This is a genomic window from Companilactobacillus sp. HBUAS56275 (assembly GCF_036913655.1).
GTDB classification, from domain to species: domain Bacteria; phylum Bacillota; class Bacilli; order Lactobacillales; family Lactobacillaceae; genus Companilactobacillus; species Companilactobacillus pullicola.
Genome location: NZ_JAYKKK010000002.1, coordinates 552611 through 579565 on the forward strand (window position 1 = coordinate 552611; position 26955 = coordinate 579565).

General features: G+C 38.5%; 31 protein-coding genes. 29 read left to right on the forward strand and 2 right to left on the reverse strand.

The annotated features are described in order from the left end of the window. Nucleotides 1-169 precede the first annotated feature (169 nt). The 4 genes from U8526_RS06195 (at nt 170) to U8526_RS06210 (ending at nt 11104) form a co-directional block, all read left to right on the forward strand. On the forward strand, nt 170-2656 hold the full coding sequence (locus tag U8526_RS06195; RefSeq protein WP_334341098.1) for an ATP-dependent Clp protease ATP-binding subunit: 2487 nt from the start codon (nt 170-172) through the stop codon (nt 2654-2656). 249 nt (nt 2657-2905) lie between these two features. Then, nucleotides 2906-6511 carry a DNA-directed RNA polymerase subunit beta gene (gene rpoB / locus U8526_RS06200; protein WP_334341149.1) on the forward strand — a complete coding sequence of 1202 codons (3606 nt, stop codon included), beginning with the start codon at nt 2906-2908 and terminating at the stop codon, nt 6509-6511. 24 nt (nt 6512-6535) lie between these two features. Next, complete coding sequence (rpoC, locus tag U8526_RS06205; protein WP_334341099.1) at nt 6536-10201, forward strand: DNA-directed RNA polymerase subunit beta'; 3666 nt, start codon at nt 6536-6538, stop codon at nt 10199-10201. Nucleotides 10202-10285: 84 nt separating this feature from the next. Then, nucleotides 10286-11104 carry an alpha/beta hydrolase gene (locus U8526_RS06210; RefSeq protein ID WP_334341100.1) on the forward strand — a complete coding sequence of 273 codons (819 nt, stop codon included), beginning with the start codon at nt 10286-10288 and terminating at the stop codon, nt 11102-11104. Here the strand turns inward: U8526_RS06210 and U8526_RS06215 are convergent. After that, entirely contained in the window at nt 11094-11756 is a 663-nt protein-coding gene (locus U8526_RS06215; protein WP_334341101.1) for a prepilin peptidase, read from the reverse strand. The two genes, U8526_RS06210 and U8526_RS06215, sit on opposite strands and share 11 nt — an antisense overlap. A gap of 229 nt (nt 11757-11985) precedes the next feature. Here U8526_RS06215 and rpsL point away from each other — a divergent pair, with 229 nt between their 5' ends. From rpsL to fusA, 3 genes are read left to right on the forward strand one after another with little or no spacing between them, the layout of a single operon-like run. Then, nucleotides 11986-12399: a 30S ribosomal protein S12 gene (gene rpsL / locus U8526_RS06220; protein ID WP_010018509.1), complete on the forward strand. Its 414-nt coding sequence runs from the start codon at nt 11986-11988 to the stop codon at nt 12397-12399. Between the two features lie 50 nt (nt 12400-12449). Further along, complete coding sequence (gene rpsG / locus U8526_RS06225; RefSeq protein WP_010018510.1) at nt 12450-12917, forward strand: 30S ribosomal protein S7; 468 nt, start codon at nt 12450-12452, stop codon at nt 12915-12917. Nucleotides 12918-12964: 47 nt separating this feature from the next. Continuing rightward, the gene (fusA, locus tag U8526_RS06230; protein WP_334341102.1) at nt 12965-15064 is read left to right on the forward strand and encodes an elongation factor G; all 2100 of its coding nucleotides are present in this window, start codon (nt 12965-12967) and stop codon (nt 15062-15064) included. A gap of 57 nt (nt 15065-15121) precedes the next feature. Here the strand turns inward: fusA and U8526_RS06235 are convergent, their stop codons facing one another. Next, the gene (locus tag U8526_RS06235) at nt 15122-16321 is read right to left on the reverse strand and encodes a CPBP family intramembrane glutamic endopeptidase (protein ID WP_334341103.1); all 1200 of its coding nucleotides are present in this window, start codon (nt 16319-16321) and stop codon (nt 15122-15124) included. Between the two features lie 284 nt (nt 16322-16605). Here U8526_RS06235 and rpsJ point away from each other — a divergent pair, with 284 nt between their 5' ends. The 22 genes from rpsJ to secY are packed head-to-tail and all read left to right on the forward strand — an operon-like array spanning nt 16606 to nt 26946. After that, nucleotides 16606-16914, forward strand: a complete 309-nt coding sequence (gene rpsJ / locus U8526_RS06240; RefSeq protein ID WP_025084408.1) for a 30S ribosomal protein S10 — start codon at nt 16606-16608, stop codon at nt 16912-16914. A 31-nt stretch (nt 16915-16945) separates the two neighbouring features. Next, nucleotides 16946-17581 carry a 50S ribosomal protein L3 gene (rplC, locus tag U8526_RS06245; protein WP_334341104.1) on the forward strand — a complete coding sequence of 212 codons (636 nt, stop codon included), beginning with the start codon at nt 16946-16948 and terminating at the stop codon, nt 17579-17581. Nucleotides 17582-17599: 18 nt separating this feature from the next. Further along, nucleotides 17600-18223, forward strand: a complete 624-nt coding sequence (rplD, locus tag U8526_RS06250) for a 50S ribosomal protein L4 (protein ID WP_025084410.1) — start codon at nt 17600-17602, stop codon at nt 18221-18223. Beyond that, a complete protein-coding gene (rplW, locus tag U8526_RS06255; RefSeq protein ID WP_025084411.1) occupies nt 18223-18513 on the forward strand; it encodes a 50S ribosomal protein L23 in 291 nt (96 codons plus the stop codon). Before rplD ends, rplW begins: the two co-directional genes overlap by 1 nt. Before the next feature lie 16 nt (nt 18514-18529). Beyond that, the gene (gene rplB, locus U8526_RS06260; protein ID WP_056967941.1) at nt 18530-19363 is read left to right on the forward strand and encodes a 50S ribosomal protein L2; all 834 of its coding nucleotides are present in this window, start codon (nt 18530-18532) and stop codon (nt 19361-19363) included. Between the two features lie 34 nt (nt 19364-19397). Further along, on the forward strand, nt 19398-19679 hold the full coding sequence (gene rpsS / locus U8526_RS06265; RefSeq protein WP_334341105.1) for a 30S ribosomal protein S19: 282 nt from the start codon (nt 19398-19400) through the stop codon (nt 19677-19679). A 17-nt stretch (nt 19680-19696) separates the two neighbouring features. After that, on the forward strand, nt 19697-20050 hold the full coding sequence (gene rplV, locus U8526_RS06270) for a 50S ribosomal protein L22 (RefSeq protein WP_057866732.1): 354 nt from the start codon (nt 19697-19699) through the stop codon (nt 20048-20050). 17 nt (nt 20051-20067) lie between these two features. Beyond that, complete coding sequence (gene rpsC / locus U8526_RS06275) at nt 20068-20742, forward strand: 30S ribosomal protein S3 (protein WP_334341106.1); 675 nt, start codon at nt 20068-20070, stop codon at nt 20740-20742. A gap of 3 nt (nt 20743-20745) precedes the next feature. After that, the gene (gene rplP, locus U8526_RS06280) at nt 20746-21177 is read left to right on the forward strand and encodes a 50S ribosomal protein L16 (protein ID WP_025084415.1); all 432 of its coding nucleotides are present in this window, start codon (nt 20746-20748) and stop codon (nt 21175-21177) included. Next, a complete protein-coding gene (rpmC, locus tag U8526_RS06285) occupies nt 21167-21361 on the forward strand; it encodes a 50S ribosomal protein L29 (protein ID WP_010018524.1) in 195 nt (64 codons plus the stop codon). Before rplP ends, rpmC begins: the two co-directional genes overlap by 11 nt. A 22-nt stretch (nt 21362-21383) precedes the next feature. Beyond that, nucleotides 21384-21656 (forward strand): 30S ribosomal protein S17, encoded by a 273-nt coding sequence (gene rpsQ / locus U8526_RS06290; RefSeq protein ID WP_334341107.1) that lies wholly within the window; start codon nt 21384-21386, stop codon nt 21654-21656. A 29-nt stretch (nt 21657-21685) separates the two neighbouring features. Continuing rightward, a complete protein-coding gene (gene rplN, locus U8526_RS06295) occupies nt 21686-22054 on the forward strand; it encodes a 50S ribosomal protein L14 (protein ID WP_048704069.1) in 369 nt (122 codons plus the stop codon). Between the two features lie 31 nt (nt 22055-22085). Continuing rightward, nucleotides 22086-22328, forward strand: a complete 243-nt coding sequence (gene rplX / locus U8526_RS06300) for a 50S ribosomal protein L24 (protein ID WP_334341108.1) — start codon at nt 22086-22088, stop codon at nt 22326-22328. A gap of 16 nt (nt 22329-22344) precedes the next feature. Beyond that, complete coding sequence (gene rplE, locus U8526_RS06305) at nt 22345-22887, forward strand: 50S ribosomal protein L5 (protein ID WP_334341109.1); 543 nt, start codon at nt 22345-22347, stop codon at nt 22885-22887. A gap of 17 nt (nt 22888-22904) precedes the next feature. Continuing rightward, on the forward strand, nt 22905-23090 hold the full coding sequence (locus tag U8526_RS06310) for a type Z 30S ribosomal protein S14 (RefSeq protein ID WP_010018530.1): 186 nt from the start codon (nt 22905-22907) through the stop codon (nt 23088-23090). A gap of 29 nt (nt 23091-23119) precedes the next feature. Continuing rightward, complete coding sequence (rpsH, locus tag U8526_RS06315; protein ID WP_010018531.1) at nt 23120-23518, forward strand: 30S ribosomal protein S8; 399 nt, start codon at nt 23120-23122, stop codon at nt 23516-23518. 30 nt (nt 23519-23548) lie between these two features. Further along, a complete protein-coding gene (gene rplF, locus U8526_RS06320) occupies nt 23549-24079 on the forward strand; it encodes a 50S ribosomal protein L6 (RefSeq protein ID WP_334341110.1) in 531 nt (176 codons plus the stop codon). A gap of 16 nt (nt 24080-24095) precedes the next feature. After that, nucleotides 24096-24461 carry a 50S ribosomal protein L18 gene (rplR, locus tag U8526_RS06325; RefSeq protein WP_334341111.1) on the forward strand — a complete coding sequence of 122 codons (366 nt, stop codon included), beginning with the start codon at nt 24096-24098 and terminating at the stop codon, nt 24459-24461. Between the two features lie 18 nt (nt 24462-24479). After that, a complete protein-coding gene (gene rpsE / locus U8526_RS06330) occupies nt 24480-24980 on the forward strand; it encodes a 30S ribosomal protein S5 (RefSeq protein ID WP_054642450.1) in 501 nt (166 codons plus the stop codon). A 17-nt stretch (nt 24981-24997) separates the two neighbouring features. After that, the gene (gene rpmD / locus U8526_RS06335) at nt 24998-25183 is read left to right on the forward strand and encodes a 50S ribosomal protein L30 (protein WP_025084423.1); all 186 of its coding nucleotides are present in this window, start codon (nt 24998-25000) and stop codon (nt 25181-25183) included. A 30-nt stretch (nt 25184-25213) separates the two neighbouring features. Continuing rightward, the gene (gene rplO, locus U8526_RS06340) at nt 25214-25654 is read left to right on the forward strand and encodes a 50S ribosomal protein L15 (protein WP_334341112.1); all 441 of its coding nucleotides are present in this window, start codon (nt 25214-25216) and stop codon (nt 25652-25654) included. Continuing rightward, nucleotides 25654-26946 carry a preprotein translocase subunit SecY gene (gene secY / locus U8526_RS06345; RefSeq protein WP_334341113.1) on the forward strand — a complete coding sequence of 431 codons (1293 nt, stop codon included), beginning with the start codon at nt 25654-25656 and terminating at the stop codon, nt 26944-26946. The genes rplO and secY overlap by 1 nt, the downstream gene beginning before the upstream one ends. The last annotated feature ends 9 nt before the right edge of the window (nt 26947-26955 follow it).

Genomic DNA, 26955 nt, shown 5'->3' on the forward strand with positions numbered 1-26955 from the left:
TTTGAAGTCAGGAAACAATTATAAATCTCATGAATGTGTTAGGATTCTATTGGAGGCAATATCTGAAGAATTATTAACTAATTTATATTTTGTAAGATGAAATAATTGCTTTTTTTTGAAACATAATTATACTTTCTAAACAGACACTTAAAAAGTAGAGGTAACATTAATGGACAAAGTATTTACCGAAAGCGCCAAGAATGCACTAGTTTTAGCTCAAGAACAAGCCAAGACGTTTCATCATAATGCCGTTGGTACAGAACATATTCTCCTTGGGTTAGTAATGGAAAATGATGGTATTGCCGGTATTACTTTGAGAGATCTAGCTGTAAGTGATCGAGATGTTGAAGAGGAGATTGAACATCTGACAGGTTATGGGGATGTCTCATCTAATACTGCTAAGGGAATCTATCTACCATATTCTCCTAAGGGACAAATGATCCTGAATAATGCGGAAGAAGATTCTAACCTATATAAGGCCAACCGTATTGGTACGGAACACGTCTTATTAGCAATCCTCGACGATGCCGATAATTTGGCTAACCGTATTTTGGTTAATTTAGGACTGAGCTTGGCTAAGACTAAGTCATTACTATTAAACAAGATGGGTATGTCAAATAAGGCTGCTCGTCGTGGTTTTGCCGCTAATTTAAATAAACAAAAGAACCAACAATCACAGGGTGGAACTCCAACTTTGGATTCTTTAGCTCGTGACTTAACTAAATTGGCTCGTGAGAACCAAATTGACCCTGTTATTGGTCGTAAAAAAGAAGTTGACCGTACGATTCAAATTTTGAGTCGTCGTACAAAGAATAATCCGGTACTAGTTGGTGAACCTGGTGTTGGTAAGACAGCTATTGCTGAAGGTTTAGCTATTGCTATCGTTAAAAAAGAAGTTCCATTAGATATGCAAGGCAAGCGTATCATGATGTTAGATATGGGTTCATTAGTAGCCGGTACTAAATATCGTGGTGAGTTTGAAGACCGTTTAAAGAAAGTTATTAAAGAAATTTACGAAGATAAGCATGTTATTCTCTTTATCGATGAGTTGCATACTTTGATCGGTGCCGGTGGAGCTGAAGGTGCTATTGATGCTTCGAATATTTTGAAGCCCGCTTTAGCCCGTGGTGAACTACAATTGATCGGTGCAACAACATCTAATGAGTATCAAAAGTATATTGAGAAGGATACAGCCTTAGAGCGTCGTTTTGCCAAGGTTTATGTTGAAGAGCCAACCGCTGAAGATTCTGTAAAAATTTTGACAGGACTTCGTCCAAGATATGAGCAACATCATGGCTTAACAATTTCTGATGAAGCTGTTGAAGCTGCAGTTCGCCTTTCAACACGTTACTTAACTAACCGTTTCTTGCCTGATAAGGCAATTGATTTAATGGATGAAGCTTCTGCAAAAGTTAGAATCCACAATGTATCTAAGAACAATGATCTTGAAGAATTAACAGATAAAGCTATGAAGTTGATGGATGACAAGAATAATGCCATCTTAGATCAAGACTTTGAAAAAGCTGCTAAGATTCGTGAACAAGAACAAACTGTTCAAGAAGACATTGCTAAATTAAATGACAAGAAATCAACACAAAAGAAACCTGTTGTAACAGCAAATGATATTGCTGAGATTATTGCAGAGTGGACAGGCGTTCCAGTTAAGCAAATTACTCGTAAAGAGAGTGAAAAACTACTTAACCTTGAAAAGGAACTCCACAAGCGTGTTATTGGACAAAATGATGCTATTAATGCCGTTTCTCGTGCTATCCGTCGTGCCAGAAGTGGTATGAAAGATCCTAATCGTCCAATCGGTTCATTTATGTTCTTAGGACCTACTGGTGTTGGTAAGACAGAGCTGGCTAAGTCTATCGCTGAGGTAATGTTTGGCTCTGAAGACAATTTGATTCGTGTAGATATGTCTGAATATATGGAACAATACAGTACTTCTAAATTGATCGGTTCAGCACCTGGATATGTTGGCTTTGATGATGGTGGTCAATTGACTGAGAAAGTTAGAAATGAACCTTATTCAGTTGTTTTACTTGATGAAGTTGAAAAAGCTCATCCAGATGTCTTCAATATTTTATTGCAAGTTCTAGATGATGGTATTTTAACAGATGCTAAGGGCCGTAAAGTCGACTTTAGAAATACGATCATTATCATGACTTCTAACTTAGGTGCTAGATCATTGGAAGACGATAAGTCAGTTGGTTTCGGTGCTAAGGATGTTCATGATGACTTCAAGGAAATGCAAGAACGTATTAATACTGAATTGAAGCGTTTCTTCCGTCCTGAGTTCTTGAATCGTATTGATGAAACAATCGTCTTCAAGGCTCTTGATAAGGATCAACTTAAGGATATTGCTAAGATCATGAGTAATAACTTGAGAAAACGTCTTGCTGAAAGAGAAATCAAGTTGGTTATCACACCGACAGCTTATAGTGATTTAGTTAAGGATGGCTATAATCCTGAATATGGTGCTCGTCCAATGAGAAGAACTATTCAACGAGAAATTGAGGATCCAGTTAGTGAACAGTTACTTATGGGTCACGTTAAAGCTGGCGATTCAATTAAGGTTGGATCCAAGAAGGGTAAATTGACTGTAACGGTTGATAGCCCTAATAGTAAAGAAGCAGTATCTAATCAAAAATAATAGACTTGACTATTGACATGAAGAGTGCTTAAGTGTATTATTTCATTTGAGATTCATAGTTCAAATTGCAGACCGCGATCTATTGTCCGTGGTTATGCTAAATAAAAAAACACAAAAATAGATTTTCGATTCTATTTTTGGTTTTTTTTTGCCTTAAAACAGGGTTTAAAAACGTTTTCAGGCAAATTGTAATCAAATTGTAATATTTGAGGTCTGGATTTGGACAAAATATATGTTGAGGTGAAAAATTTGACTTATCATAACGTTAATTATGGTGCACACCGTGTTCGTCGTAGTTATGCAAAGATCAAGGAAGTACTTCCACTGCCAAATTTGATTGACATTCAAACAAACTCTTACAAATGGTTCTTAGATGAAGGACTAAAAGATATGTTTGACGACATTATGCCAATCGATGATTTTGCTGGAAACCTTTCTTTGGAATACGTCGGTTACAAGTTACTAGAACCAAAATATACTGTTGAAGAAGCTAGAGCACATGACGCTAATTTCTCAGCACCATTACATGTAACATTGAAATTGACTAATCATGAAACTGGTGAAATCAAGACACAAGATGTTTTCTTTGGTGATTTCCCTATCATGACTGATGAAGGAACTTTCATCATCAACGGTGCTGAACGTGTAATTGTTTCCCAATTAGTACGTTCACCTGGTATTTACTACAATCAAGACACAGATAAAAATGGTCGTGAGAACTACGGTACAACTGTTATTCCTAACCGTGGTGCATGGTTGGAATTTGAAACAGATGCCAAAGGTCTTGGCTATGTAAGAATTGATAGAACTAGAAAATTACCTATTTCTGAACTAGTTAGAGCACTTGGCTTTGGTAGTGATTCAGAAATTCTTGATATTTTTGGTGAAAACGATACTTTAAACCTAACACTTGAAAAAGATGTTCATAAAGATACAAACGATTCACGTGTTGAAGAAGCCTTAAAGGATATCTATGAAAGACTCCGTCCTGGTGAACCAAAGACTGCAGATAGTTCACGTTCATTGCTATATGCTAGATTCTTTGACCCACGTAGATATGACTTAGCTCCTGTTGGTCGTTATAAGATCAATAAGAAGTTAAATCTTAAGACAAGACTTTTGAACAAGACTTTGGCTGAAACTTTAGCTGACCCTGATACAGGTGAAGTTGTTTTAGCTAAGGACACTGTAATTGACCGTGATGCTATGAGCAAATTGAGCCCATATCTTGAAAGAGATGACTTCAAGACAGTTACATTGAATCCTTCTGACGAAGGTGTCTTGACAGACCCAATCACCGTTCAAATTATTAAGATCTATTCAGAAGCTGACAATGAAAAAGTTGTTAATATTATTGGTAACGGTCATATTCCAGAAGAAAACCGTACAATTACTCCTGCTGATATTTTAGCTGGTATTAACTACTTCTTAAACTTGAAAGAAAACATCGGTACAACAGATGATATTGATCACTTGGGTAACCGTCGTATTCGTTCAGTTGGTGAATTGCTACAAAACCAATTCCGTATTGGTTTATCACGTATGGAACGTGTTGTACGTGAAAGAATGTCAATTCAAGACTCAGCTACTGTTACACCTCAACAATTGATCAATATCAGACCTGTTGTTGCTTCAATTAAGGAATTCTTTGGTTCATCACAATTGTCACAATTCATGGATCAAACTAATCCACTTGGAGAACTAGAACACAAGCGTCGTCTATCAGCTCTTGGACCTGGTGGTTTGACTCGTGATCGTGCCGGATATGAAGTTCGTGATGTTCACTATACTCACTATGGTCGTATGTGTCCTATTGAAACACCAGAAGGTCCTAATATCGGACTTATTAATAACTTGGCTTCATACGCTATTATTAATAAATATGGTTTCATCGAAACACCATATCGTCGTGTTTCATGGGATACTCACAAAGTAACTGATAAGATCGATTACTTAACTGCTGACGAAGAAGATAACTATGTTGTTGCTCAAGCTAATACACCATTGGAAGACGATGGTTCATTTGCTGACAACACAATCTTGGCTCGTCACAAGGATGACAACATTGAAACTACTCCAGAAAAAGTCGATTACATGGACGTTTCTCCTAAGCAAGTAGTTTCTGTAGCCACTGCATGTATTCCTTTCTTGGAAAATGATGATTCGAACCGTGCCTTGATGGGTGCCAACATGCAACGTCAAGCCGTTCCTTTGATCAATCCACACGCACCACTAGTTGGTACTGGTATGGAATACATTGCTGCTCATGATTCTGGTGCTGCTTTATTAGCCGATCATGATGGTGTTGTTGAATATGTTGATGCTAAACAAGTTACTATCAAACGTGACGAAGATGGCACAACTGATACTTATAAGGTAACTAAATTCCGTCGTTCAAATAATGGTAAGAGTTACAACCAAAGACCTATCGTTCGTAAGGATGAAAAGGTTAAGAAGGGTGACATCATTGCCGATGGTCCTGCCATGGAAAATGGTGAATTAGCTCTTGGTCAAAACCCACTTATTGCCTTTATGACATGGAATATGTATAACTACGAAGATGCTATCGTACTTTCTGAAAAACTAGTACGTGAAGATGCATATACTTCAATTCATATTGAAGAGTATGAATCAGAAGCACGTGATACAAAACTTGGACCTGAAGAAATCACACGTGAAATTCCTAACGTTGGTGAAGATTCACTTAAGGATCTTGACGAATTTGGTATTATCCGTGTTGGTGCTGAAGTTCGTGATGGCGATATCTTAGTTGGTAAAGTTACACCTAAGGGTGTTACAGAATTATCAGCCGAAGAAAGATTGCTACATGCTATCTTTGGTGAAAAGGCTCGTGAAGTTCGTGATACTTCACTTCGTGTACCACATGGTGGTGGCGGTATTATCCAAGATGTTAAGGTCTTCACTCGTGAAGCCGGAGACGAACTTGATCCTGGTGTTAACATGTTAGTTCGTGTTTACATCGCTCAAAAGCGTAAGATTCAAGTTGGTGATAAGATGTCTGGTCGTCACGGTAACAAAGGTACTGTTTCAATCGTTGTACCAGAAGAAGATATGCCTTACATGCCAGATGGTACTCCAGTAGATATCCTATTGAACCCAATGGGTGTTCCATCACGTATGAATATTGGACAAGTTCTAGATCTTCACTTAGGTATGGCTGCTAGAAAACTTGGCATCCACGTTTCAACACCTGTTTTCGATGGTGTAAGTAACGATGAACTTTGGGACATTGTTAAAGAAGCTGATATGGATACTGATGGTAAGTCAATCCTTTATGATGGACGTACTGGTGAACCATTCAAGAACCGTGTATCAGTTGGTGTCATGTACTACTTGAAACTAGCTCACATGGTTGATGATAAACTTCATGCTCGTTCAATCGGACCATACTCACTAGTTACTCAACAACCACTTGGTGGTAAAGCACAATTTGGTGGTCAGAGATTTGGTGAAATGGAAGTTTGGGCCCTTGAAGCTTATGGTGCCGCATATACACTTCAAGAAATCTTGACATACAAGTCAGATGATATTGTTGGTCGTGTAAAGACTTATGAAGCTATCGTTAAGGGTGAAAGTATTCCTAAACCTGGTGTTCCTGAATCATTCCGTGTTCTTGTCAAAGAACTACAAGCTCTTGGATTGGACATGAAAGTTCTAGACGCACATCAAAAAGAAATTGAACTTAGAGATATGGATGATGACGAAGATACAGTTAGTGTTGACGCCTTATCTAAATTCGCTAAACAACAAGAACAAAAACGTGCTGAAGAAGAAGCTAAGAAGCTTGAAGCATCAAAGGATTCAACTGAAACTAGTACAAAGTCAGAAAACTAGTTAAAACTGTAGGGAGGTTACCTTTTGATAGACGTTAATAAATTCGATAGTATGCAAATTGGTTTAGCATCTCCTGATAAGATCCGTAGTTGGTCTTATGGAGAAGTTAAAAAACCTGAAACTATTAACTACCGTACTTTAAAACCAGAAAAAGATGGTCTATTCGATGAAAGAATCTTTGGACCAACTAAAGACTGGGAATGTGCCTGTGGTAAGTACAAACGTATCCGTTATAAGGGTATTGTCTGTGACCGCTGTGGTGTTGAAGTTACTCGTTCAAAAGTTCGTCGTGAACGTATGGCTCATATTGAACTAGCAGCTCCTGTATCACATATCTGGTACTTTAAGGGTATCCCATCACGTATGGGACTCGTATTGGACATGAGTCCAAGAAACTTGGAAGAAGTAATCTACTTTGCATCATACGTAGTTATCGATCCAGGTGAAACAGATCTAGAAAAGAAACAATTATTGACTGAAACAGAATATCGTAAGAAGCGTGAAGAATTTGGTAACAAGTTCGTCGCTGAAATGGGTGCTGAAGGTATCCGTGATCTTCTAAGACAAGTCGATATGGATTCTGAAGTTAAAGAGTTACGTGAAACATTGAAGACTGCTCAAGGTCAAAAACGTACACGTGCTATCAGACGTTTGGATATTTTAAGTGCCTTCCAAAAATCAGGTAACAAACCTGAATGGATGGTAATGGAAGCAATTCCTGTTATCCCACCTGATCTTCGTCCTATGGTTCAACTAGAAGGTGGCCGTTTCGCTACTTCTGATTTGAACGATTTGTACCGTCGTGTTATCAACAGAAATAACCGTCTTAAGAGATTGTTGGATCTACATGCTCCTAACATCATTGTTCAAAATGAAAAGAGAATGTTGCAAGAAGCTGTTGATGCTTTGATCGATAATGGTCGTCGTGGCCGTCCTGTTACAGGACCTGGTAATCGTCCATTGAAGTCACTTTCACATATGCTTAAAGGTAAGCAAGGACGTTTCCGTCAAAACTTACTTGGTAAACGTGTTGACTACTCAGGACGTTCAGTTATCGATGTTGGTCCTACATTGAAGTTCTATCAATGTGGATTACCTCGTGAAATGGCTTTGGAATTATTCAAACCATTCGTTATGCATGAACTTGTTAAGAGAGAGATTGCTTCTAACGTCAAGAATGCTAGAAGAAAGATCGACAGACAAGATGATGACATTTGGGATGTACTAGAAGACGTTATCAAAGAACGTCCAGTACTTCTTAACCGTGCCCCTACACTTCACAGACTTGGTATTCAAGCCTTTGAACCTGTATTGGTTGATGGTAAATCAATTCGTTTACATCCACTTGCTTGTGAAGCTTATAATGCCGATTTTGATGGTGATCAGATGGCTATCCATGTGCCACTATCAGATGAAGCTCAAGCCGAAGCTCGTATGTTGATGCTTGCTGCTCACCATATTCTTGCTCCTAAAGATGGTAAGCCTATCGTTACACCTTCACAGGATGTTGTTTTAGGTAACTACTATCTAACAATTGAAACAAGACATATGACTGGTGAAGGTAAGATCTTCAAGGATTCTAATGAAGTTCAAACAGCTTTACTAAATGGTGACGTTCATTACCATACAAGAATTGGTATTGCTGTTGATTCAATGCCTAACAAACCATTCAAGGATGATCAAAGAGATAAAGTTATGATTACTAGTGTTGGTAAAGTAATCTTTAACGAAATTCTTCCAGAAGATTTCCCATACTTGAATGAACCAACTGATGACAATTTGAAGAATGGTGTTCCTGATAAGTACTTCCTAGGCAAAGGTGAAGATATTCACCAACGTCTTGATGAAATGGATCTAGTAGACCCACTTAAGAGTGGTTATCTATCAGATATCATTGCTCAAATCTTTAAGGTATACCGTGTTCAAAGAACATCATCACTTCTTGATGATATGAAGGAATTAGGTTACACAATTTGTACATTATCTGGTTTGACAGTTGGTGTTACAGATGTTCCTAACTTAACTCAAAAACCTGAAATTATCGAAAAGGCCCACAAACAAGTTGCTTCAATTTCTAAGCAATTCCGTCGTGGTCTTATTACAGATACTGAACGTCATGACCGTGTTATCAGTGTTTGGAATGATACAAAAGATGAAATTCAACAATTGTTGATCGATTCCTTTGATCCTACAAACCCTATTTCAATGATGTCTGACTCCGGTGCCCGTGGTAACATCTCAAACTTTACACAGCTAGCTGGTATGCGTGGACTTATGGCCGCTCCTAACGGTGGTATGATGGAAATCCCTGTTATTTCTAACTTCCGTGAAGGACTATCTGTCATGGAAATGTTCATGTCAACCCACGGTGCTCGTAAAGGTATGACTGATACAGCCTTGAAGACTGCTAACTCAGGTTACTTGACACGTCGTTTGGTTGATGTTGCTCAAGATGTTATTGTTCGTGAAGAAGATTGTGGTACTGACCGTGGACTTGTTGTAAGTTCAATCATGGAAGGTACAGATATGATCGAACCATTGTATGACAGACTTGTTGGTCGTTATACACAAAAGACAGTTAAAGATCCTAAGACAGGCGAAGTTATCGTACCTCGTGGTGTCATGATGGATGAAACAATGGCTCAAAAGGTCGTTGATGCTGGTGTTACACACGTTACAATTCGTTCAGCATTCACATGTGATACAAAACATGGTGTATGTAAGAAATGTTACGGTCGTAACCTTGCTACTGGTGAAGAAGTTGAAATTGGTGAAGCAGTTGGTACTGTTGCTGCTCAATCAATCGGTGAACCAGGTACACAATTAACTATGCGTAACTTCCATACCGGTGGTGTTGCTGGTGGTGACGATATTACTCAAGGACTTCCTCGTGTTCAAGAAATTGTTGAAGCTAGAAATCCTAAAGGTCTTGCCGTTATTTCAGAAGTTGATGGTACAATTACAGCCATCGATGAAAACCCAGCAGAACACACCAAGGAAATTACTGTTCAAGGTGATATTGATACTAGAACATATAGTGTTCCTTATACATCAAGTGTTGCGGTTGCCGAAGGTGATCACGTTAAACGTGGTGGTAAGTTGACACAAGGTTCAATTGATCCTAAGGAATTGATCAAAGTTACAAACGTTCTACATACAGAAAACTACTTACTTGCTGAAGTTCAAAAGGTTTACCGTATGCAGGGTGTTGATATCTCTGATAAGCACTTTGAGGTTATGGTTAGACAAATGCTTAGAAAGATCCGCATTCTTGATCCTGGTGATACAGATGTATTGCCTGGTCAATTGATGGATATTTCACAATTTACTGACCATAACCGTGAAACATTGTTCAATGGTGGTATTCCAGCTACTGGACGTCCAGTACTTCTTGGTATTACTAAGGCTTCTCTTGAAACAAACAGTTTCTTGTCAGCCGCTTCCTTCCAGGAAACAACAAGAGTTCTTACTGATGCTTCAATTCGTGGTAAGAATGATCCACTTCTTGGTCTTAAGGAAAATGTTATTATTGGTAAACTTATTCCTGCCGGTACTGGTATGGCTAAGTACAACCATATGGAACCAAAGAAGACTGGCCCTATGGCAGATAACTCTTTGAATGGTGCCTACACAATTTCTGACATCGAAGCTCAAATGAAAGCTGAAGATGCAGCTAAATCAGAAAAATAAGTAATAAATGAAAAAGACGGCCGATGAGGTCGTCTTTTTTTGTATAATGGTGTTATTGATAGAAATTTTGGGAGGGGAAGTATTTTGCAAAAACAAGAATTATCCTATGAAGATAGCAAGTTTACTTTAGATACCTATTGGTTAGACCCTATTTCCGATTTTGATAAACCGGTTGATCAACCATTGGCAATTATTTGTCCAGGTGGTGCTTTTAAGTTCCATTCAGACCGTGAAGCTCAACCTATCGCAATGAAGTTTAATGCAGCGGGAATGCATGCCTTAGTATTGCATTACCAACTAATTGAAGATGGCAAAGCTGTTTATCCTTTAGCACTACAAGAAATGGCTATGACTTTGAACTGGTTAAAGACACAAAGTGAGAGTCATCATATTGATTTAAACAAGGTTGTTTTAATCGGTTTCTCTGCTGGTGGCCAGATTGTAGCTAACTTTAATTCAATCATGTTAAATCCAGATGAACGCAAGAAGATTTTTAAAGATGATCTTGAAGTAGAACCAGCCGCTAATATTTTAGGCTATTCCGTTATTGATATGACTTTGGGTTGGCCTAAAGATGAGGAATGGTCAATGAAGATCAGTCCTGATATTTACTATTGGCAAGCACAAGAACACTTAACTAAACATGGTAAGCCAACATTCATTTGGCAAACAGTTACTGATGATACAGTGCCAGTTATGAATTCAATCATCTATGCTCAAAAGATGGATCTCTTAGGAATCCCTTATGAAATGCACCTCTTTGGTTCAGGTGGACACGGCCTATCGCTATCAACATATGTGACAAAGCATCCCGATGGTGGAGACTACAACACTTATGATGCTAAGTGGTGGGAATTATGTGTGAACTGGATGAAACTCCAAGAAATTTTACCTAAGTTTTAAATAAGAAGATCAGATAGATTATGCCTGTTGCAATAGTAAGATAGGGAATAAATCTATATGATCTTTTTTTATTGAAAAGAAACTGGATGATACAGAGCAAGCAGGCCAAGATAATAATTCTAAGGATGATGTTTAAATCAAAAACCAGAGCTAGTATGGTAAGAACTTCAACATCCCCCAAACCGATTAATGATTTCCGATTTAAAAGGAACAAGCTTAAATAAATGATAATAGCCGTTAGAAAATGGACGGTGGAAAAGTGCCAAATAATCGTAGGGAGAGCCAGTAGATAGAAAATAGGGTAGATATAGCCATAGAAGGCATCGCTGAAGCCTAAAATAATAAGCGTTATGAATAAAGGAAGATAATTTAAATTGCCAAACTGTACAACCAGCAAGATAAATATTCCGCCTAAAAATTCTTGCAGTGGATTGTTAAAATCAATTTGATTTTTGCAGCTAGAGCATTTACCATGAACTATGAAATAACCTATTATAGGGATGATTTCATACCATTGTAAGATTCTGTGACAGTAGTCGCACTGTGAACGTCTGACATAGTTGATGTTGGGATAGTCTTGTGCAATTACTTTTAGGAAGGAGATAATGCAAGCTCCTAGAATAAAAACAGTTATTTGTATAAAAAGTTCCATTTCAATCACCTCGTTTTAAATTACGGAGAAATTGTGGATAACTTTTAGGCGATTACATTGACATGGCTTTTTATAGATGGTATTCTAGTAGACGTGCTTTTATTGGCAGCAATATTAGTTTGTTTATTTAAATATAAGCTCATAACGTACGCCACTAACGTGGTTTATTATTTTACAAAATTATGAACCACCTGGATGTGTGTACTTAAATTTTTAGGAGGAACTTTGAATGCCTACAATTAATCAATTAGTTCGCAAAGGCCGTAAGTCACAAACTTCTAAGTCCGATGCACCTGCATTGAACTACGGCTACAACAGTATGAAGAAAGTCGCTACAAAGAACCCAGCTCCACAAAAACGTGGTGTTGCAACTCGTGTCGGAACAATGACACCTAAGAAACCTAACTCAGCTTTACGTAAGTATGCCCGTGTTAGATTATCAAACCTTATCGAAGTAACAGCATATATCCCTGGTATTGGCCACAACCTACAAGAGCATAGTGTTGTCCTTGTCCGTGGTGGACGTGTAAAGGATCTACCTGGTGTTCGTTATCACGTTGTTCGTGGTGCCTTAGATACAGCCGGTGTTGATGGACGTATGCAAAGTCGTTCAAAATATGGTGCTAAGAAGCCTAAGAAATAACAATAAATAATCATTCTTAATGAAATAATGTAATAACGGAGGAATTTTTTATGCGTAAAGGTAGAGCTCCAAAACGTGATGTTTTGCCAGATCCAATGTACAACTCAAAGCTAGTAACTCGTTTGATTAACCACTTGATGTATGATGGTAAAAGAGGTACTGCTTCAACAATTTTATATCGTGCTTTCGATATTATTAAGGATAAGACAGGTAACGAACCATTGGACGTGTTTGAAGAAGCAATGAACAATGTTATGCCTGTACTTGAAGTTAAGGCTCGCCGTATCGGTGGTTCTAACTATCAAATTCCTATCGAAGTTCGTCCAGACCGTCGTACAACTCTTGGACTTCGTTGGATCACAAGCTATGCTCGTCTACGTGGTGAACACACAATGGACGAACGTCTAGCAAATGAAATTATGGATGCAGCCAACAATACTGGTGCTGCTGTTAAGAAACGTGAAGATACACATAAGATGGCCGATGCTAACCGTGCATTCGCTCACTATCGCTGGTAGGATCTAGTTACTTAAACTAGTTAATTTGAGAGGAGAAACAATTTTTCATGGCTAATAAACGTGAATTTCCACTAAAAGATACCCGTAATATTGGTATCATGGCCCACATCGATGCCGGTAAAACTACAACTACTGAACGTATCTTGTACTATACTGGTAAGATCCACAAAATTGGTGAAACACATGATGGTGCTTCACAAATGGACTGGATGGCCCAAGAACAAGAACGTGGTATTACTATCACATCAGCTGCTACAACTGCTGAATGGAAGAACAACCGTATCAATATTATTGATACTCCAGGACACGTTGACTTCACAATCGAAGTTGAACGTTCACTCCGTGTTCTAGATGGTGCTATTACAGTTCTTGATGCTCAATCTGGTGTTGAACCACAAACAGAAAATGTTTGGCGTCAAGCTTCAACATACGGTGTTCCAAGAATCGTCTTTGTTAACAAGATGGATAAAATCGGTGCTAACTTTGACTACTCTGTAGAAACACTTCATGAAAGACTAGATGCTAACGCTCATGCTATCCAAATGCCTATTGGTGCTGAGGACAAGTTTGAAGGTGTTATCGATCTAATCGAAATGAAAGCTGATCTTTATGATGAAGATGAGTTAGGTACAAAGTGGGATACAGTTGATGTTCCTGCTGACTACGTTGAAGAAGCTAAAAAGAAGCGTGCTGAATTGATCGAAGCCGTTGCTGATGTCGATGATGATATCATGGACAAGTACCTTGAAGGTGAAGAAATCAGTAACGATGAAATTCGTGCAGCTATTCGTAAGGCTACTATCAATTTGAAATTCTTCCCAGTTCTTGCTGGTTCTGCCTTCAAGAACAAGGGTGTTCAAATGTTGATGGATGCGGTTGTTGATTACCTACCATCACCACTTGATGTACGTCCTTATAAAGCTACAAATCCAAAGGATGATTCAGAAGTTGAACTTATGGCTGATGATGCAAAACCATTCGCTGGTTTAGCATTCAAGATTGCCACTGATCCATTCGTTGGTCGTCTAACATACATTCGTGTATATAGAGGTTCTCTAGAATCTGGTTCTTATGTCTTGAACTCAACAAAAGACAAACGTGAACGTGTTGGTCGTTTGCTACAAATGCATTCTAACCACCGTAAAGAAATCCCAGAAGTATTCTCAGGTGATATCGCTGCTGTTATCGGTTTGAAGAATACTACAACTGGTGACTCTTTAACTGACCCTTCAGATCCATTGATTCTTGAATCATTGGATATTCCAGATCCAGTTATCCAAGTTTCTATCGAACCTGATTCTAAGGAAGATAGAGATAAGATGGATATTGCTATCCAAAAACTATCTGAAGAAGATCCTACATTCCAAGCTGAAACAAATCCTGAAACTGGTGAAACTCTTATCGCCGGAATGGGTGAATTGCACTTGGATATCATGGTTGATCGTATGAAACGTGAATTCCACGTTGCTGCCAAAGTTGGTGAACCACAAGTTGCTTACCGTGAAACATTTACTCAACAAACAAGTGCTCAAGGTAAGTTCGTTCGTCAATCTGGTGGTAAAGGTCAATATGGTGATGTTTGGGTTGAATTTACACCTAATGAAGAAGGTAAAGGCTTCGAATTCGAAGATGCTATCGTCGGTGGTGTTGTTCCTCGTGAATACATCCCTTCAGTAGAACAAGGATTGAAAGAAGCTATGGAAAACGGTGTTCTTGCCGGTTATCCATTAATCGATGTTAAGGCTAAGTTGTATGATGGTTCATACCACGAAGTCGATTCATCTGAAGCTGCCTTCAAGATTGCCGCTTCAATGTCTCTACGTAATGCAGCTAAGACTGCTGGTGCCGTAATTCTTGAACCTATTATGAAGGTTGAAATTGTTACACCAGAATCATACTTAGGTGATGTTATGGGACAAGTTACTGCTCGTCGTGGACGTGTTGAAGGTATGGAAGCACGTGGTAATGCACAACTTATCAATGCTTTCGTTCCACTAGCAGAAATGTTTGGTTACGCTACAACACTTCGTTCAGCAACACAAGGTCGTGGTACATTTACAATGACAATGGATCACTACGAAAAGGTTCCTAAGTCTATTCAAGCTGATATTATCAAGAAGAATGGCGGAAACCCTGACGCTGAATAATTTTTAGCAAATAAAAAACACAATAACTTCGGTTATTGTGTTTTTTTGTGCAATCATTTAAAATTGAAAGCTTCGACGTCGAGACCGACGATAGACAGCTATCAATAATCCTAAAGCGATAATAGCAAAGACGACCGTTTCTAAAATAGTGAAGAGAGTGTCTACGCCAGATACTTTGCCGGTCATCATTTCACCTGAAGTTGTAAAAGCTAGGGCATCTAGCAACGTGTGAAAAATGACAGGGAGATAGAATAAATTAGTATATAGGTAAATCCCACACATTAGTAATCCCATACCAAAGGCAAAGATAACTTGATCGATCGTGTTAGCTAAACTTTGACCGGCAGAAACATTGCTAATGTGAATAATTCCGAAACAAAGACTACTTAGAATACTTGCATAGAAAATTTTAAAGCGGAAGTTTTTAAAAGCTACAAGTAATACTGTTAAAAATACATAGCGGAATAATAATTCTTCGGCGATACCAGCTTCTAATCCACTTAGCAGATAGCGAATATTAAAGTTTGCGCCCTTAAAACTAAAAGTGTAAAGAGAGCTTATTAAACTTTTTCCGCCACCAAAGGCATTCCACATTGTAAACCAAATACATAATAATAGAAGAAAGAGCAATACTTTCCAGTTGACCTGGGAAGATAAACGCATGTGAGGGTAGTCATAGCCCCATTTTCTCATCATGACTAAGACCATGATTAAAAATACAATGGCACCTAAGAAACCAGAATCAGTTATAACACTAATAAAAGAATTGAAACTGAGGATGGTTCCATAAGTGACGACGCCAATAGTTCCCATGGCAATAACGGCGAATGAAAAGGTAGCCAGTAGTAACTGCAATATTTTATTCCTAAAGGGCGTAAAGAAAACCACCGTGTAGGGAATATACATAACCAGTATAGAAACTAGTAGTAAGGCAATCGAACTGGGGAGATTCCAATCATAATAGCGTGCGCTAAAACTTATTAAGTAGAAGTATGATTCTGCAATTATGAATGCCTGAAAAAAGAGTTGGAAAACGAAATTGAAACGCTGTGAGAAATTTGTAGGATTCAATTTAATTTTCAAAGCTAAAAGATTCAAAAAAATTGGAACAAACAGATAAAGGTTCTCGGTCAAGGCACTGTAAGTAAAAATAATGATTGTATCTAAGATTACTTGACCACGAAATAAATAGAGATAAAGTTTATCTTTATTATTTTGTTGAAACCTGTTATTATATCTAAATTCGTAATCGTTCAATATACACCTCCACTTTTAATAGAGTATAGATTAAATTGTCTTTTTTAGAAAGCAACTTTAATTTGAAAAAATATCCATTTTAGCTTGAAAATACGGAGGTCATCGTGTAGTATTATAAGAGTGCTTATTTCTTGGAGAAGTATGTACTTAAATAGATATTATAAATAATATCGACGGTTTAGAAGTGAGAGGTTGCGACACACCCGGCCGCTTTGCCACGGCAGGGCTGGCGGATATTTTCACGGAGCCGGTCATCTTGAAAGAGACAAAAAGGAGGTAACCCCATGGCAAGTCAAAAAATTCGCATTCGTTTAAAGGCTTATGAACATCGTATTCTAGATCAATCAGCTGACAAGATTGTGGAAACTGCAAAAAGAACTGGTGCAACAATTTCAGGCCCAATTCCTTTGCCAACAGAGCGTTCACTATATACAGTGTTAGCTTCACCACACAAGCATAAGGATTCTAGAGAACAATTCGAAATGCGTACACATAAAAGACTTATCGACGTTGTTAACCCAACAAAGAAGACGGTTGATTCACTTATGAAGTTGGATCTACCATCTGGTGTTGACATTGAAATCAAATTATAATTATTAAAAATAAATTATTGGAGGTGCAAACATGGCCAGAAAAGGAATTCTTGGTAAAAAAGTCGGAATGACTCAAATTTTTACTGATAATGGTGAATTAGTTCCCGTTACAGTTGTTGAAGCAACACCAAATGTTGTTATGCAACTTAAAACAGTTGAAAATGATGGTTATGAGGCCGTTCAACTAGGTTTAGGCGATATGCGTGAAGTATTATCAAACAAACCTGCCAAGGGTCATGCAGAAAAGGCAAATACAACTCCTAAACGTTACATTCGCGAATTCCGCGATGTTGAAATGGGAGACTACGAATTAGGTGCTGAAGTTACAGTAGACACATTTAATTCTGGTGATATTGTCGACGTTACAGGAACAACAAAGGGACATGGAATGCAAGGTAACATCAAGAGATTCGGTCAAGCTAGAGGACCTGAAACTCACGGTTCAAGATATCACCGTATTCCTGGTTCAATGGGTGCTATCATTAACCGTGTATTCAAGGGTAAGATGCTTCCAGGACGTATGGGTAACAACCGTGTTACTACACAAAACCTAGAAATCGTTAAAGTTGATACTGAACATAATGCAATTATGATCAAGGGTAATGTACCCGGTGCAAACAAATCATTAGTTAAAATCCAAACAGCTGTTAAAGCTAATCAAAAATAGGAAGGAGGAAAATGAGTTATGACAAAAATCACAGCTTACAAAGATAACGGTGCTGAAAACGGTAGTGTTGATGTAAAGGATGAAGTTTTTGGTGTTGAACCAAATAACAACGTTGTTACAGATGCAGTTATCATGCAACGTGCATCAATGAGACAAGGTACTCATGATGTTAAGAACCGTTCCGAAGTACGTGGTGGTGGTAGAAAACCATGGCGTCAAAAAGGTACTGGACGTGCTCGTCAAGGTTCAATTAGATCACCTCAATGGGTAGGTGGTGGTGTCGTATTCGGCCCAACACCAAGATCTTATGCATATCACCTTCCTAAGAAGGTTAGCCGTTTGGCATTGAAGTCTGTTCTTTCACAAAAGGCTGCTGACAGTAACCTAATCGTTATTGACTCAATTTCATACGACAAGCCAAGTACAAAAGCTTTTGCACAATTACTAAACAAAGTAGGTGCTGACAACAAAGCTCTTGTAGTTGTTGAAGATGGTAACGACAACGTTGCTTTATCAGCAAGAAACATTGATAAGGTTAAGGTTGTTGCACCAGAAGGTGTTAACGTTCTTGACGTTATTAACGCTAATAAGTTAGTTGTTACACAAGCAGCACTTTCTAAAATTGAGGAGGTGCTTGGATAATGAGCGCAAGAGACGTAATTATTCGCCCTATTATCACTGAAAGCTCAATGGATGCAATGAGCGACAAGAAATATACTTTCGAAGTTGCTTTGGATGCTAACAAGGTTCTTGTTAGACAAGCCGTTGAAGAAATTTTCGGTGTAAAGGTTAAACAAGTAAACATCATGAATGTTTCAGGTAAGAAGAAGCGCCAAGGTCGTTATGTTGGTTTCACTAACAAACGTCGTAAGGCAATTGTTACACTTACTGCAGATTCTGATGAAATTAAGATTTTTGAAGACGAGAAATAAATAAGGAGGTCAAATAATGGCGATTATCAAGTATAAACCAACCACAAACGGTCGTCGTAATATGACAGGTTCTGACTTTTCTGAGATTACTAAAACTACTCCTGAAAAGACACTTTTAGAATCACAAAGCCATACTGCTGGTCGTAACTCATACGGTCATATTACAGTGCGTCACCGTGGTGGTGGACACAAACAAAAATACCGTGTTATTGATTTCAAACGTATCAAAGACGGTGTTAAAGCTACAGTTAAATCTATTGAATACGATCCAAATCGTACAGCTAATATTGCACTAATTCACTATTCTGATGGTGTTAAGTCATATATTCTAGCTCCTAAGGGCCTTGAAGTAGGGCAAATTGTTGAATCTGGTAAAGATGCAGATATCAAACCAGGTAATGCACTTGCACTTGCAGATATCCCTGTTGGTACAGTTCTTCATAACGTTGAATTAAAACCTGGTAAGGGTGGTCAACTAGGCCGTTCTGCTGGTACTTCAGTTCAATTGTTAGGTAGAGATGGTAAATACTCACTATTACGTTTACCTTCTGGTGAAGTTCGTATGATTCTTTCAACTTGCCGTGCTACTGTTGGTTCAATTGGTAATGAACAACATGAACTTATTAAGATTGGTAAGGCTGGACGTAAGCGCTGGTTAGGTATGAGACCTACAGTTCGTGGTTCAGTTATGAACCCTAACGATCACCCACATGGTGGTGGTGAAGGTAAAGCTCCTATCGGTCATCCATCACCAATGTCACCATGGGGTAAGAAGACCTTGGGTAAGAAGACTCGTTCATCACATGCCAAATCTGAAAGACTTATCATTCGTCATAGAAAAGGTAAGTAAACTATTCATTAGAATACTATAAGGAGGACATAAGATGAGTCGTAGTTTAAAAAAAGGACCATTCGCTGATGCACACCTTCTAAAGAAGATCGATGCACAAGCAGATTCTGATAAGAAGTCAGTTATCAAGACATGGTCAAGACGTTCAACAATTTTTCCTAGTTTCGTAGGATACACAATCGCAGTTCATGATGGACGTAAGCACGTTCCAGTTTACATCCAAGAAGATATGGTTGGACATAAGTTAGGTGAATTCGTACCTACACGTACATTCCATGGTCATGGTACTGATGACAAAAAGACAGTTAAGAAATAAGAAGGGAGACTTAAATGATGGCAGAACAAGAAATTACATCTGCAACAGCTAAGGTTACTAATGTGCGTATCGCACCTCGTAAGGCTCGCCTTGTTATTGATCTAATCAGAGGCAAGCAAGCTGCTGAAGCACTTGCAATTTTGCAATTCACACCAAGAGCAGGCTCTCCAATTATTGCTAAAGCTCTTAAGTCAGCAATTGCAAATGCAGAACATAACTTTGATTTAGATGCACAAAACCTATACGTCAGTGAAGCTTTCGTTGACGAAGGACCAACTCTAAAACGTTTCCGTCCTAGAGCTAAGGGTTCAGCATCACCAATTAACAAGAGAACAAGTCACATTACAGTCGTTGTAAGTGAAAAAGAATAGTATAGGAGGTAACTTTAGTGGGTCAAAAGATTAATCCAGTCGGATTCCGTGTCGGTGTTATCCGTGACTGGGATGCCAAATGGTATGCAAACAATAAAGACTTTTCAACATTTTTACATGAAGACCTTAAGATTCGTAAGTATATTGAAGACAAACTTTCAAATGCTTCCGTATCAAGAATCGAAATCGAACGTACTGCTAAGAACGTTACTGTTTCAATTCACACTGCTAAACCAGGTATGGTTATCGGTAAAGGTGGTTCTGAAGTTGAAAAATTACGTAATGAACTAAATAACTTAACTAATAGAAACATTCACATCAACATCATTGAAATCAAGAAACCTGATTTAGATGCAAAACTTGTTGGTGAAAGTATCGCCCGTCAACTTGAAGCTCGTATTGCTTTCAGACGTGCACAACGTCAAGCAGTTCAACGTTCAAGACGTGCCGGTGCTAAAGGTATCAAGGTACAAATTTCTGGTCGTTTAAACGGTGCCGATATGGCTCGTCGTGAATGGCATACAGAAGGAACTGTTCCTTTGCACACATTGCGTGCTGATATCGATTATGCTTGGGTTGAAGCTAAGACAACTTATGGTAATTTAGGTGTTAAAACTTGGATTTATCGTGGTGAAATTCTTCCAGCTAAGCCACAACATAATGATCAAAAAACTGAAGGGAAAGGAGAATAATCTATGCTAGTACCAAAACGTGTAAAACACCGTCGTGAATTCCGTGGAAAGATGCGCGGAGAAGCTAAAGGTGGTAAAGAAGTTACATTTGGTGAATATGGTTTGAAAGCTCTACAATCAAGCTGGATCACTAATAGACAGATCGAAGCAGCTCGTGTTGCTATGACTCGTTACATGAAGCGTGGTGGTAAGGTTTGGATTAAAATCTTCCCTCACAAATCATACACAGCTAAAGGTGTCGGAGTTCGTATGGGTTCTGGTAAAGGTGCACCTGCAGGTTGGGTAGCTCCAGTTAAACGTGAAAAGGTTCTCTTCGAAATCGGTGGAGTATCTGAAGAAGTTGCTCGTGAAGCTCTTAGACTTGCATCAAACAAACTACCCGTTAGAACTAAGTTTGTAAAACGTGAGGAAGTAGGTGGCGCTGATGAAGGCTAGTGAAATCAAAGAGCTTACTGCTGCTCAATTACAAGATAAAGTTAAAGAATACAAAGAAGAACTATTCAACTTGCGTTTCCAACAAGCTACTGGCCAATTGGAAAACACAGCCCGTCTTAAGGCCGTAAGAAAGAACATCGCAAGATTAAGAACAGCTCAAAACCAAAAGAATAACGAAAAATAATAAACAGGAAGGGGATATCAAGTTGAGCGAAACACAAACTCGTAACCATCGTAAAGTATATCAAGGACGCGTCGTTTCAGATAAAATGGATAAGACAATCGTTGTTGTTGTTGAAACTTACAAAACACACCCAGTATATGGCAAGCGTGTTAGATATTCTAAGAAATATTACGTTCAAGACGATAACAACGAAGCTAAAGTTAACGATATTGTACGTATCATGGAAACTCGACCTTTGTCAAAGACAAAGCGCTTCCGTTTATTAGAAATCGTCGAAAAAGCAGTCACAATCTAGACTATAACTGATGAGAGGAGGGCCAAAACGTGATTCAACAAGAAAGTCGTCTAAAAGTTGCAGATAATTCTGGAGCTCGTGAAATTCTAACTATTAAAGTTCTTGGTGGTTCAAACCGCAAGACAGCTAATATCGGTGATATTATTGTTGCTACTGTCAAACAAGCAACACCAGGTGGCGTTGTTAAAAAAGGTGACGTTGTTAAAGCTGTTATCGTAAGAACTGTATCAGGTGCTCACCGTACAGATGGTTCTTACATCAGATTTGATGAAAACGCCGCAGTTATTATTAATGCTGATAAAACACCTAGAGGAACACGTATCTTCGGACCCGTTGCTCGTGAACTACGTGATAGCGATTTTATGAAGATCGTATCCCTAGCACCAGAAGTGCTATAAAAGAACAATTAAATTCAGGAGGTGCTGAATAGTGTTTGTAAAAACTGGAGACAATGTCAAAGTTATTGCTGGTGATGCTAAAGGCAAGACAGGTGTAGTTAAAAAAGCTATTCCTGCTGCTAACAAAGTAATCGTCGAAGGCGTTAACGTTGTCAAGAAACACTCTAAGCCAAGCAACGCTCAACCCCAAGGTGGAATTGTTGACGTTGAAAGACCTATTAGCGCAACTAACGTTAAAGTTGTAAGTAAAACAACTGATAAAGAAGATAAATAAGAAAGGAGAAAACTAAATGGTTAACGCTTTAAAAGAAAAGTATGCTAATGACATCACACCATCAATGATGAAGAAGTTCAACTACTCATCAGTAATGGAAGCACCAAAATTAGACAAGATCGTTCTAAACATGGGTGTTGGTGATGCTATTGCTAACTCAAAGAACCTAGACGAAGCCGTTGAAGAACTTGGCCTAATTGCCGGTCAAAAGCCACTAATCACAAAGGCTAAGAAATCAATCGCTGGTTTCAGACTTCGTGAAGGTATGTCAATCGGTGCTAAGGTTACACTTCGTGGTGACCGTATGTATGACTTCCTTGACAAATTAATCAACATTGCTTTACCACGTGTTCGTGATTTCCGTGGTGTAAGTACACGTTCATTCGATGGTCGTGGTAACTACACACTAGGTATTAAAGAACAATTGGTTTTCCCAGAAATTGACTACGATAAGGTTAATAAAATTCGTGGATTGGACATCGTTATTGTTACAACAGCAAATACTGATGAAGAATCACGTGAACTATTAACACAAATCGGTATGCCATTCACAAAATAATTTAGGAGGTAAATTCATTGGCTAAGAAATCTCAAATCGTACGTAATCATAGACCCGCAAAGTTCTCTTCTCAAGCTTATACACGTTGCGAACGCTGTGGTCGTCCACATTCTGTATATCGTAAGTTCAAGCTTTGCCGACTTTGCCTTCGTCAATTGGCTCATGAAGGTCAAATCCCTGGTATGAAAAAAGCTAGCTGGTAAGATTTTAACTAATAAAGGAGGTAAATTAAATGGTCATGACAGATCCTATTGCGGATTACCTAACACGTATTCGTAACGCTAATATGGTTAAACATGAATCTCTAGAAATCCCTGCTTCAAACATCAAGAAGAGCATGACAGAGATTCTTAAGAATGAAGGATTTATCAAGGATTACGAAGTTGTTGAAGACAACAAGCAAAACGTACTTCGTATTTTCTTAAAATATGGTAAAGATCAACAACGCGTCATTTCAGGCTTGAAACGTATTTCAAGACCAGGCTTGCGTAGTTATGTTGATTCAGATAACGTACCTAAGGTTCTTAACGGTTTAGGTATCGCTATTCTTTCAACTTCAAAGGGTGTTATTACTGACAAAGAAGCTCGCGCACAACACGTGGGTGGAGAAGTAATCGCTTATATCTGGTAATAATCTTAAAAAGTAAGGAGGTGCACTAATTTGAGTCGTATCGGTTATAAAGTAATTGAAATTCCCGCAGGAGTAACAGTTACTCAAAAAGATGAAAACATCACAGTTAAAGGCCCTAAGGGTGAATTAACAAGATCATTCAGTCCAAAAATCAAGTTGACTATTGAAGGTACAGAAGCTAAGTTCACACGTGAAAGTGATAATGACAAAGCTCTTCATGGAACAATGCGTTCAAACCTTAACAACATGATTATTGGTGTTACAGAAGGTTACGAAAAGAAACTTGAACTAAGAGGTGTTGGTTACCGTGCACAAGTTAAAGGTGACACACTAACACTTTCAGTTGGATATTCACATCCAGTTGTTATGGATGCACCAAAAGGTATCAAGTTGGAATCACCTTCAAACACAGAAATCAACGTTTCAGGAATTTCAAAGCAAAAGGTTGGTCAATTTGCTGCTGAAATCCGCGATGTACGTTCTCCAGAACCTTATAAAGGTAAAGGTATTCGTTATGTTGGCGAATATGTACGTCGTAAAGAAGGTAAAACTGGTAAATAGTAAATAAATCTATGAGGTGAAAATTGTGATTACAAAACCAGACAAAAACAAAGCACGTCAAAAGCGTCAAAGACGTATTCGTGCAAAAATCTCTGGTACTGCTGAGCGCCCACGCTTAAACGTATTCCGTTCGAATAAAAACATTTACGCTCAAATTATTGATGACGTAAAGGGTGTAACGCTAGCAAGTGCCTCAACTCTTGATAAAGACATTAATGACGGTTCAAAAGTTGAACAAGCTGAAGCTGTTGGTGCTTTGATTGCACAAAGAGCTAAAGATGCAAAAATTAGCGAGGTAATCTTTGATCGTGGCGGATACCTATATCATGGTCGTGTTCAAAGTCTTGCTGAAGCAGCTCGTGAAAATGGACTAAAATTCTAGAAGGAGGAAACCAAATTTATGACATATATCGATCCATCTCAATTAGAATTAGAAGATCGCGTTGTCTCAATCAACCGTGTTACTAAGGTTGTTAAAGGTGGACGCCGTCTACGTTTCGCTGCTATCGTAATCGTTGGTGACAAGAATGGTCACGTAGGTTTCGGTACTGGTAAAGCTCAAGAAGTTCCAGAAGCTATTCGTAAAGCTGTTGAAGATGCTAAGAAGAACCTTATCAACGTTCCTATGGTTGGTTCAACAATTCCTCATGAAGTTATCGGTACATTCGGTGCTGGTAAGATCATGTTGAAGCCTGCTGAAGAAGGTTCAGGTATTGCTGCTGGTGGTGCCGTTCGTGCCGTTATCGAATTAGCCGGTGTTGGTGATGTTACAAGTAAATCACTTGGTAGAAATACACCAATCAACGTAATTCGTGCAACAATCGAAGGATTAAAACAACTTAAAACTGCTGAAAGCGTTGCTGATATGCGCGGTATCTCAGCCCAAGAATTGCTTAACTAGAAGAAAGGTGCGTAATAATGGCTAAACTTAAAATTACTCTAATTAGAAGTGCAGCTCACCGCCTTCCTGCTCAACGTAAGATTGTTAAGGAACTAGGACTCGCAAGAGTTTCAAGTTCCGTTGTTAAGCCGGATGATCCTGCTATTCGTGGTGCTGTATTAAAAATCGCTCATTTAGTTAGCGTTGAAGAAGTTAAAGATTAATAAAATATTCAAAGATTAGGAGGTGCAATAATGGAACTAAACGAACTTAAGCCAAGTGCAGGCTCAAGACATGCTAGAAAGCGTCTAGGTCGTGGTACTTCAAGTGGTACAGGTAAAACTGCTGGTCGTGGTCAAAAAGGTCAATTGGCTAGATCAGGTGGTAAGACACGTATCGGTTTTGAAGGTGGACAAATGCCTTTATTCCGTCGTATGCCAAAACGTGGTTTCAATAACATCAACCGTAAAGAATATGCTATTGTTAACCTAAGTGATCTAAGTAAGTTTAACGATGGTGCTGAAGTAAATGTTGAAACATTGAAGGCAGCAGGAATCGTTAAAAAAGAATATAATGGTGTTAAGTTGCTTGCTAACGGTGAGGTTAGCGCTAAGTTAACTGTTAAAGTTGCTAAGGCTTCTGCTGCAGCTACTAAAGCAATCGAAGCCGCTGGTGGCACTGTAGAGGTGATCTAATGCTTGGAACTATCAGAGATGCTCTAAAGGTAAAGGAGATTCGTAAAAAGATCCTATTTACCTTGATGTTACTTGTTATATATCGTTTGGGATCACAAATTACAGTTCCCGGTGTTAATGCCGCCGCAATGGATAAAGTTGGTTCTACAGGGTTAGTTCCCCTATTGGATACTGTAACCGGTGGTGGTCTTTCAAACTACTCTATTTTCTCAATGGGTGTTTCACCATTCATCACGGCCCAAATTGTTGTTCAACTTTTACAGATGGACATTGTTCCTAAATTTGTTGAGTGGAGTAAACAAGGTGAGGTTGGTCGTAGAAAGTTAAATCAAGTAACGAGATATTTGACGATTGTTTTAGGTTTTGTTCAGTCAATCGGTATTACAGCCGGTTTTAACACTTTAAGTGGTTTAGGATTAGTTAAATCTCCTAATATAAGAGCTTTCGTTACAATTGGTATCATCTTAACCGGTGGTACGATGCTTCTTACATGGATCGGTGAGCAAATCACTGATAAAGGTCTAGGTAATGGTGTTTCAGTAATTATCTTCGCTGGTATTATTGCTAGATTCCCTAGTGGAATGAAAGAAATTTACCGTGATTATATTACTAACTCTAGTTCAGCAGATCTTGCAAAGAATATTGCATTCCTCGTTGGTCTTGTGATCATAATTTTAATTGTTGTACAATTTGTTACTTATGTTCAACAAGCAAACAGAAGAATCCCTATTCAATACACAAGACGTGCTGCAGGTAGTGGTAGCGAAAGTTTCCTACCATTGAAGGTTAACGTTGCTGGTGTTATTCCTGTTATCTTCGCTAGTTCATTCATTGTTACGCCTCAAACAATTTTGATGGCGTTCCAAAGTCATAGTGGAGATCAATGGTATCAAGTATTAACAGAAATATTCAGTATGCAGACTACAACAGGTTCTCTTCTCTATACATTGTTGATTGTATTATTTACATTCTTCTATGCATTTGTTCAAGTAAATCCTGAAAAGCTTGCAGAAAACCTACAAAAACAAGGGGCTTATATCCCTGGGATTTGGCCTGGTAATGAAACAATCAAGTTCATGTCAGGTGTATTAATGAAATTATCAACCGTTGGATCTGTTTTCCTTGGTTTAGTTTCATTACTTCCACTGTTAGCCGCTAACTTATTCAATCTACCTCAATCCATCGGATTAGGTGGTACGAGTTTATTGATTATTGTTGGTGTTGCTTTGGAAATGGATCGTCAATTACGTGGTCTTTTGATGAAGCGTGAATACGTTGGATTTATTAGATAATTGGAGATG

What these genes read in the sequence shown, in the direction of transcription:
- secY (WP_334341113.1), top strand. Translation starts at nt 25,654, where the DNA reads ATGCTTGGAACTATCAGAGATGCTCTAAAGGTAAAGGAGATTCGTAAA.
- rpsJ (WP_025084408.1), top strand. Translation starts at nt 16,606, where the DNA reads ATGGCAAGTCAAAAAATTCGCATTCGTTTAAAGGCTTATGAACATCGT.
- rplP (WP_025084415.1), top strand. Translation starts at nt 20,746, where the DNA reads ATGCTAGTACCAAAACGTGTAAAACACCGTCGTGAATTCCGTGGAAAG.
- rpsE (WP_054642450.1), top strand. Translation starts at nt 24,480, where the DNA reads ATGACATATATCGATCCATCTCAATTAGAATTAGAAGATCGCGTTGTC.
- rpsG (WP_010018510.1), top strand. Translation starts at nt 12,450, where the DNA reads ATGCGTAAAGGTAGAGCTCCAAAACGTGATGTTTTGCCAGATCCAATG.
- rplW (WP_025084411.1), top strand. Translation starts at nt 18,223, where the DNA reads ATGAGCGCAAGAGACGTAATTATTCGCCCTATTATCACTGAAAGCTCA.
- rplB (WP_056967941.1), top strand. Translation starts at nt 18,530, where the DNA reads ATGGCGATTATCAAGTATAAACCAACCACAAACGGTCGTCGTAATATG.
- rpsH (WP_010018531.1), top strand. Translation starts at nt 23,120, where the DNA reads ATGGTCATGACAGATCCTATTGCGGATTACCTAACACGTATTCGTAAC.
- rplO (WP_334341112.1), top strand. Translation starts at nt 25,214, where the DNA reads ATGGAACTAAACGAACTTAAGCCAAGTGCAGGCTCAAGACATGCTAGA.
- U8526_RS06215 (WP_334341101.1), bottom strand. Translation starts at nt 11,756, where the DNA reads ATGGAACTTTTTATACAAATAACTGTTTTTATTCTAGGAGCTTGCATT.
- rplC (WP_334341104.1), top strand. Translation starts at nt 16,946, where the DNA reads ATGGCCAGAAAAGGAATTCTTGGTAAAAAAGTCGGAATGACTCAAATT.
- U8526_RS06195 (WP_334341098.1), top strand. Translation starts at nt 170, where the DNA reads ATGGACAAAGTATTTACCGAAAGCGCCAAGAATGCACTAGTTTTAGCT.
- rplE (WP_334341109.1), top strand. Translation starts at nt 22,345, where the DNA reads ATGGTTAACGCTTTAAAAGAAAAGTATGCTAATGACATCACACCATCA.
- rpmC (WP_010018524.1), top strand. Translation starts at nt 21,167, where the DNA reads ATGAAGGCTAGTGAAATCAAAGAGCTTACTGCTGCTCAATTACAAGAT.
- rpsS (WP_334341105.1), top strand. Translation starts at nt 19,398, where the DNA reads ATGAGTCGTAGTTTAAAAAAAGGACCATTCGCTGATGCACACCTTCTA.
- rplV (WP_057866732.1), top strand. Translation starts at nt 19,697, where the DNA reads ATGGCAGAACAAGAAATTACATCTGCAACAGCTAAGGTTACTAATGTG.
- fusA (WP_334341102.1), top strand. Translation starts at nt 12,965, where the DNA reads ATGGCTAATAAACGTGAATTTCCACTAAAAGATACCCGTAATATTGGT.
- rpmD (WP_025084423.1), top strand. Translation starts at nt 24,998, where the DNA reads ATGGCTAAACTTAAAATTACTCTAATTAGAAGTGCAGCTCACCGCCTT.
- rpsL (WP_010018509.1), top strand. Translation starts at nt 11,986, where the DNA reads ATGCCTACAATTAATCAATTAGTTCGCAAAGGCCGTAAGTCACAAACT.
- rplD (WP_025084410.1), top strand. Translation starts at nt 17,600, where the DNA reads ATGACAAAAATCACAGCTTACAAAGATAACGGTGCTGAAAACGGTAGT.